Below are 6,175 nucleotides of genomic sequence, written 5' to 3' on the forward strand. Positions count from 1 at the left end.
TATAAGTTCTTCTGGAATAGATAATTGGGAGTGATATACAATGCAGGAAATGTTAAAAAAAGTAATAACCGACATTCTGACAACATTATACGAACCATTCTGGTTTGCACTGTTGTCAGCATTGTTGCTTACAATTGCATATATGTATTGCTATGAGCCGGATGGAGCGGGAAAAGGCTTCAAACCGATGATGTCTGCATGGCTTGGGAAATTCAAGAAAGATGCACATTTTCGGGAATTGTTCTTCTGGTTCTTGTTCACAGTGATGATATTGTTCAAGACACTTCTTAACAGAAACATGTGGATGAATCCGCTGTCAGATGTAATGGGCGGATGGACACTCACAGATGCCAAAGGAAAAGTGAGTGCAGAACCGGTTGAGAACGTAATAATGCTTATACCGTGGACATGGCTTCTGATTGTATTAAAGAACAGGAAAAATGCAGTGAAAAGACCGGTGATGTATGCGATAGCAGCGGGATTTCTGTTCTCGCTTACAATAGAAACATTGCAGTTGATGTTAAGGCTTGGTACATTCCAGTTGTCAGATATATGCTACAACACACTTGGCGGAATGATTGGTGGAGTGATGTTCTGGATAATCAGACTGATAAGAAAACAATAAAAGGACTCTCTCGGTGTACACTTCACCGGGAGGGTTCTTTCTGCTTTAAAAGAGAGGGAAGATAAAGAAGATGCAGGGTGCACCAGCTATATACTATCAGCTCTATGATATATACCGTGATCAGGCAAAGCATGAGCGTGAAAGAGAGGAAAGCGGCTTGTATTAAAATGTTATGAGAAAATGTATCGTACTTACTAAAATTATAGTGGCTTCGATACATTTTATGTATGCCATATAATACACAGTATTGTCCTGTAAAACATTGACGAATATAGTCAGAAATGGTAGAATACTAGGCGGTGAATTTTGTATGAAAAAGTATTAAACTTTTATAAAATTCATATTTTATCTGTGCCATAGTTAATAAGATTGTGACACAACTATGTAGAATTGCAGAGGGAGATAATAAAGTGCAGCATATATTTTTAGTGGGAGCAAAATCATTAGGGGCATATGGTGGATATGAAACTTTCATTAACAAATTAACGGAGTATCACCAGAATAATTCTGATATTAAATATCATGTTGCAGTTAAGGCTAATGGACAAGGTTCAGGTATGCCTGATGGAGCAGTCCGTTGCAAAGATGGATATACATATCATAATGCTGAATGTTTTGAGATATCTATACCAGAGAGATTAGGAGCAGCACAGGCAATTTATTATGATTGTGCTGCATTGAAGAAAAGTATAGAGATAATAAAACAACAGAAAATAAAAGAGCCTATAGTCTATATTATGACTTGCAGAATAGGACCTTTTTTTAATCATTATGCCAGAAGAATCAAAGCTCTTGGGGGTAAGGTGTTCCTTAATCCGGATGGACATGAGTGGATGAGAGCAAAATGGTCAGCACCAGTCAGAAAGTATTGGAAATACAGTGAGAAGAAGATGCTTCTTGGTTCTGATTTAATTGTGTGCGATTCAATCAATATCGAAAAATATATAAGAAATACATATAACGTGAACAATACAACATTTATTGCATATGGAGCAGAAACAGCTCCTAGTTCATGTAGTGAAGAAAAGTATCAGGAGTGGCTTGAGAGCAAGAATCTGAAAAAAGATAATTATTATTTAATTGTTGGAAGATTTGTTCCAGAGAACAATTATGAAACAATGATTAAAGAATATATGAAGTCACATACGAATAAAGACTTTGCTATTATTACAAATAGTGATGAAAAGTTTCTTAATGAGCTTGAACAAAGATTACATTTTAGCAAAGATGCAAGAATTAAATTCGTGGGAACAGTCTATGATCAGGAACTCTTGAAAAAGATAAGAGAGGGAGCATATGGATATTTCCATGGACATGAAGTAGGCGGCACTAATCCGTCGTTATTAGAAGCTTTGGGCAGTACAAATCTTAACCTGTTGTTAGATGTTGGGTTTAATAGGGAAGTGGCACAGGATGCTGCTATGTATTGGACAAAGGATGATGGAAATTTATCACAATTGATTGATGAATGCGATGATATGAATAGAGAAGAACTTGGTCATAAAGCAAAAGAGAGAGTAAATACTGCATATAGTTGGAAGTATATATGTAATAGATATGAGACACTTTGGAAAAGATAGCATAAGGGAGAATATAAAATGCAGGAAATGACAAACAAGGAAATGCAAGAAGTTGAGTTAGAAATATTGAAAGTATTATCTAAAATTTGTGAAGAACAAAAATTGGATTATTTTTTGATGTATGGAACATTGTTGGGAGCTGCTAGACATAAGGGATTTATTCCATGGGATGATGACTTAGATATAATGATGAAGAGATCAGATTATGATAAGCTGATAGAATACCTGATTGAACATGAAAAAGAGTTAGCGCCATATAAATTATTTTCAAAATCAAATAATGCTAATTATCCTTTTATGATATCAAGATTTTGTGATACAAGATATAAATATGTAGCAAATAATGAGAAAGATTGCGGAATGGGATTGTTTGTTGATATTTATCCATTAGATGGTGCAGGACATTCATGGAATGAGGTTCAGAAAAAGGGAAATTATTTTAGATTTTTGTCTTCAATGTGTTTTTTGGCATCTAGAGAGCATTTTTTTGTGGATCATGTTGAGTATTCTTCTAAAAAAAGTGTAAAACAAACTATAATTAAGTTTCCATTATATCTGTTTGCTAAAATTACAGGAGTCAAGTTTTGGTTTAAGAGACTTGAAAAATTAAAAGATAAATATAAATATGAGGAATGCGATTATGTGGGTCCTACAACTTGGCAGTCAGATTATAAACGCGATGTCATGAAAAAAGAATGGGTTGATGAAACTGTTTTTGTAGATTTTGAGGATGCACAATTTAGAGCACCACGATGTTATAAAGAAGTATTAAAACATAAATATGGCAATTATATGGAGATGCCTCCAGTGGAAAAAAGAGTTGCTACACATGATTATAAAGCATATAGAAAGTGAGATATAGTATGAGTAAAATTAAAGCAATAATATTTGACATGGATGGAGTTTTAATTGACGCTAAGGAGTGGCATTATGAGGCTTTAAATAAGGCATTATCACTTTTTGGATATGAGATAAGTAGGTACGATCATTTAATTACATATGATGGGCTTCCAACAAAAGACAAATTGAAAATGTTGTCAATGGAAAGAGGACTCCCTGAAAAATTACATCCATATATTAATCAGTTAAAACAGAAATACACAATAGAGCGTGTTAATATGGATTGTCATCCTATATTTACTCATCAATATGCATTATCTAGGTTAAAATCAGAAGGTTATCATTTGGCATGTGCATCTAATTCGATAAGAAATTCGATTCAGCTAATGATGGAAAAGAGCGATTTATTACAATATTTAGATTTCTTTTTAAGCAATCAAGATGTTGTAAAGTCAAAGCCTGATCCAGAAATATATATTAAGGCAATAGAGCGTCTTGGATTAAGGGCAGATGAGTGTGTTGTTTGTGAAGATAATAAGAACGGTATTGCTGCAGCTAAAAATGCGGGAACACATGTACTTGAAATATCCACTGTATATGATGTGAATTATGATAATATTAAAAAATTTATCAATAAAGTTGAAAGAGAGGCTGAGTAGTATGAAAGTTATTATACCAATTGTCGGAAATGATACACTGGAAAATAATACTGATTATATGTTAAGTCTTTATGAAATTGAAAGAAAAACCATTTTTCAGTATTGTTATGATTTTCTAAAACCTATTGAAAATGCAGAGTTTATTGTTGTGTTGAGAAAACAGGATATAAAAATGTATCATTTTGATCAGATTGTTAAATTATTAATTCCTGATGCAAAGATTGTTGTAGCAGAAGGCGATACAAAGGGATCAGTTTGTAGTTCATTATTAGCCATTGATTATATAAATGACGATGAGCCGTTGGTTATTTCTAGTAGCAATCAGTTATTTCTTGCTAATACGAATGATATAATTAATTATTTTATGGAAAAAGATTATGATGGGGGAATTGTTACATTTGAGGATATTCATCCTAAATTTTCATTTGTAAAACTTGATGAAAATGGTCTTGTTATAGAAGCAGCAGAAAAAAGACCCATTAGTAAACATGCTACTGCAGGTTTTTATTATTTCAAAAAAGGTTCTGATTTTATTGAGAGTGCGATTAATATGATTGCAAAAGATGCATCAGTAAATGGATTGTTTTATTTGTGTCCTGTTTATAATGAAATGATATTAAAACAAAAGAAAATAGGAATATATTCAATAGATAGGAATGACTATTTCTTGTTAAAAACACAAAGTGGTATTGATGCTTATAAGCAATATCTTAAGACGGAGAGAGGTAAGAATAATGATTAATATAGTAATTCCTATGGCGGGAAGAGGAAGTAGATTTGCAAATGCAGGTTATAAAATGCCTAAGCCTTTAATTGACGTAAAGGGTCATTATATGATTGAATGGGTTGTAAAAAATCTTACTCCTGAGTGCGAACATAGATTTATTTTCATTTGCCTTCAAGAACATATTGAAAAGTTTAAGCTTACGGATTATTTAAAAAAAATTGCACCCGGTTGTATAATAATTCCAGTAAATAGTGTTACTGAAGGAGCAGCTTGTACTGTTCTTCTTGCTGAAGAATATATTAATAATGAAGATGGCTTAATGATTGCCAATTCGGATCAGTATGTTGATTGTGATATTAATGAATATATAGCCACTCTAGCTGATAATGATGGATTAATTATGACTATGTTCGCAGATGATGATAAATGGTCATTTATTGCATTTGATGAACAAAAACATGTAACTATGGTTAGGGAAAAAGAAGTTATTTCTAATGAAGCTACAGTGGGAATATACAATTTTAAATATGGAAGTGATTATGTAAAATATGCTCATAAAATGATTGATATGGATATGCGTGTCAAGGGCGAGTTTTATGTTGCACCAGTATACAATATGCTAATTGATGATGGCAAAAAGATTGTATTTAAAAATATTGGTAGTGTTGGAAATGGAATGTATGGCTTGGGGGTTCCGGAAGATTTAAATGCTTTTTTAGAGCATCCAATTTCAGAAAAATTTTGAATTGAATTTGACAAAATAATAGGAGGGAGTATCATCTTGAGAGCAGAGTAACAGTTATAATTCCTTGTTATAATGCTGAAAAATATATAAGAAGGTGTTTAGATACTATTGTATATAAATAAAATTTAAATGCTGAAATTATTGAAATTAATGATGGCTCTACTGATAGTACTCAAGAGATTTTGGAGCAATATAAAGATAAAATAATAATATTAAATCAAGAAAATAAAGGAGTGACAGCAGCTCGAAATTTAGGCTTGGAAAGAGCAACTGGGGATTATATATTATTTGTAGATGCAGATGATTATATTGATGCTGAAATGCTCTATAAAGTTTTATTAGAAGCAAACGATTTTGATATTATTTCATTTTCATATAGTATTGATTTTCTTGATGATAAAGGGGAATTAAGGAATTATCAGATTTGCAATTCGCCTTTTTATAGCTATAGAGAAACTAGTGATATATATAATACATTGTTTGCATCTCAAATTGGAATTGGAGAAAAAGATTTAGTTAGATGGGCAAGAGGTGGAAGACTTAAGGAGAATAAATTAAAAGGATTTACTTGGTGTTATCTGATAAAAAGATCCATAGTTGAGAAAAATTCTATACGATTTAGAACTAATATTATTTATAATGAAGATGCGATTTTTAATATCGAAGTGTTTGAATATGCAAAGACAGCAGCATTTACAAATTATGTTGTATATCATTATGAGAAAAGAGAAGGGGTTGGAGCATCATATTTGATAGCAAGAAATCCTAAAGAGATGGCATATAATAAACTTGCTTTATTACATGCTAAAGAAGAAATATACTTTAAAGAATTAAAAAAAGAAAAAGATATTATAAGTTTATTTTGTGCTAGCAATATTTTTCATTAGTGGAATGAGTGATTTATGTTCACAATTTTCTGGCGGATATAATGTTTTTAAAAGAAATATATAGATAGTGAGTCTGTAAAAAAGGAGCATTAGAGAAATAAAATTATCTCAT

Annotated in this window: 7 protein-coding genes; all 7 read left to right on the forward strand. The window is 31.8% G+C overall.

Annotated elements, in window-relative coordinates; translation table 11 throughout:
• Positions 1-40: 40 nt before the first annotated feature.
• On the forward strand, positions 41-625 hold the full coding sequence (locus tag DW963_RS02370) for a VanZ family protein (RefSeq protein ID WP_117913698.1): 585 nt from the start codon (positions 41-43) through the stop codon (positions 623-625).
• Positions 626-1,035: 410 nt separating this feature from the next.
• Entirely contained in the window at positions 1,036-2,205 is a 1,170-nt protein-coding gene (cps2T, locus tag DW963_RS02375; protein ID WP_117913699.1) for a beta 1-4 rhamnosyltransferase Cps2T, read from the forward strand.
• Positions 2,206-2,223: 18 nt separating this feature from the next.
• Positions 2,224-3,060 (forward strand): LicD family protein, encoded by an 837-nt coding sequence (locus tag DW963_RS02380; protein ID WP_117913700.1) that lies wholly within the window; start codon positions 2,224-2,226, stop codon positions 3,058-3,060.
• 8 nt (positions 3,061-3,068) lie between these two features.
• Complete coding sequence (locus tag DW963_RS02385; protein WP_117913701.1) at positions 3,069-3,704, forward strand: HAD family hydrolase; 636 nt, start codon at positions 3,069-3,071, stop codon at positions 3,702-3,704.
• 1 nt (position 3,705) lies between these two features.
• Positions 3,706-4,446 carry a glycosyltransferase family 2 protein gene (locus DW963_RS02390; protein ID WP_117913702.1) on the forward strand — a complete coding sequence of 247 codons (741 nt, stop codon included), beginning with the start codon at positions 3,706-3,708 and terminating at the stop codon, positions 4,444-4,446.
• Positions 4,439-5,176: a glycosyltransferase family 2 protein gene (locus tag DW963_RS02395; protein ID WP_117913703.1), complete on the forward strand. Its 738-nt coding sequence runs from the start codon at positions 4,439-4,441 to the stop codon at positions 5,174-5,176. The genes DW963_RS02390 and DW963_RS02395 overlap by 8 nt, the downstream gene beginning before the upstream one ends.
• Before the next feature lie 140 nt (positions 5,177-5,316).
• On the forward strand, positions 5,317-6,063 hold the full coding sequence (locus DW963_RS02400) for a glycosyltransferase (protein ID WP_286168940.1): 747 nt from the start codon (positions 5,317-5,319) through the stop codon (positions 6,061-6,063).
• Positions 6,064-6,175: the final 112 nt, after the last annotated feature.

The organism is Eubacterium sp. AM46-8 (genome assembly GCF_003466705.1).
Taxonomy (GTDB): Bacteria; Bacillota; Clostridia; order Lachnospirales; family Lachnospiraceae; genus Lachnospira.

Coding starts and splice junctions, on each gene's coding strand:
- DW963_RS02370 (WP_117913698.1), top strand. CDS start 41: ATGCAGGAAATGTTAAAAAAAGTAATAACCGACATTCTGACAACATTA.
- DW963_RS02380 (WP_117913700.1), top strand. CDS start 2,224: ATGCAGGAAATGACAAACAAGGAAATGCAAGAAGTTGAGTTAGAAATA.
- DW963_RS02385 (WP_117913701.1), top strand. CDS start 3,069: ATGAGTAAAATTAAAGCAATAATATTTGACATGGATGGAGTTTTAATT.
- DW963_RS02390 (WP_117913702.1), top strand. CDS start 3,706: ATGAAAGTTATTATACCAATTGTCGGAAATGATACACTGGAAAATAAT.
- DW963_RS02395 (WP_117913703.1), top strand. CDS start 4,439: ATGATTAATATAGTAATTCCTATGGCGGGAAGAGGAAGTAGATTTGCA.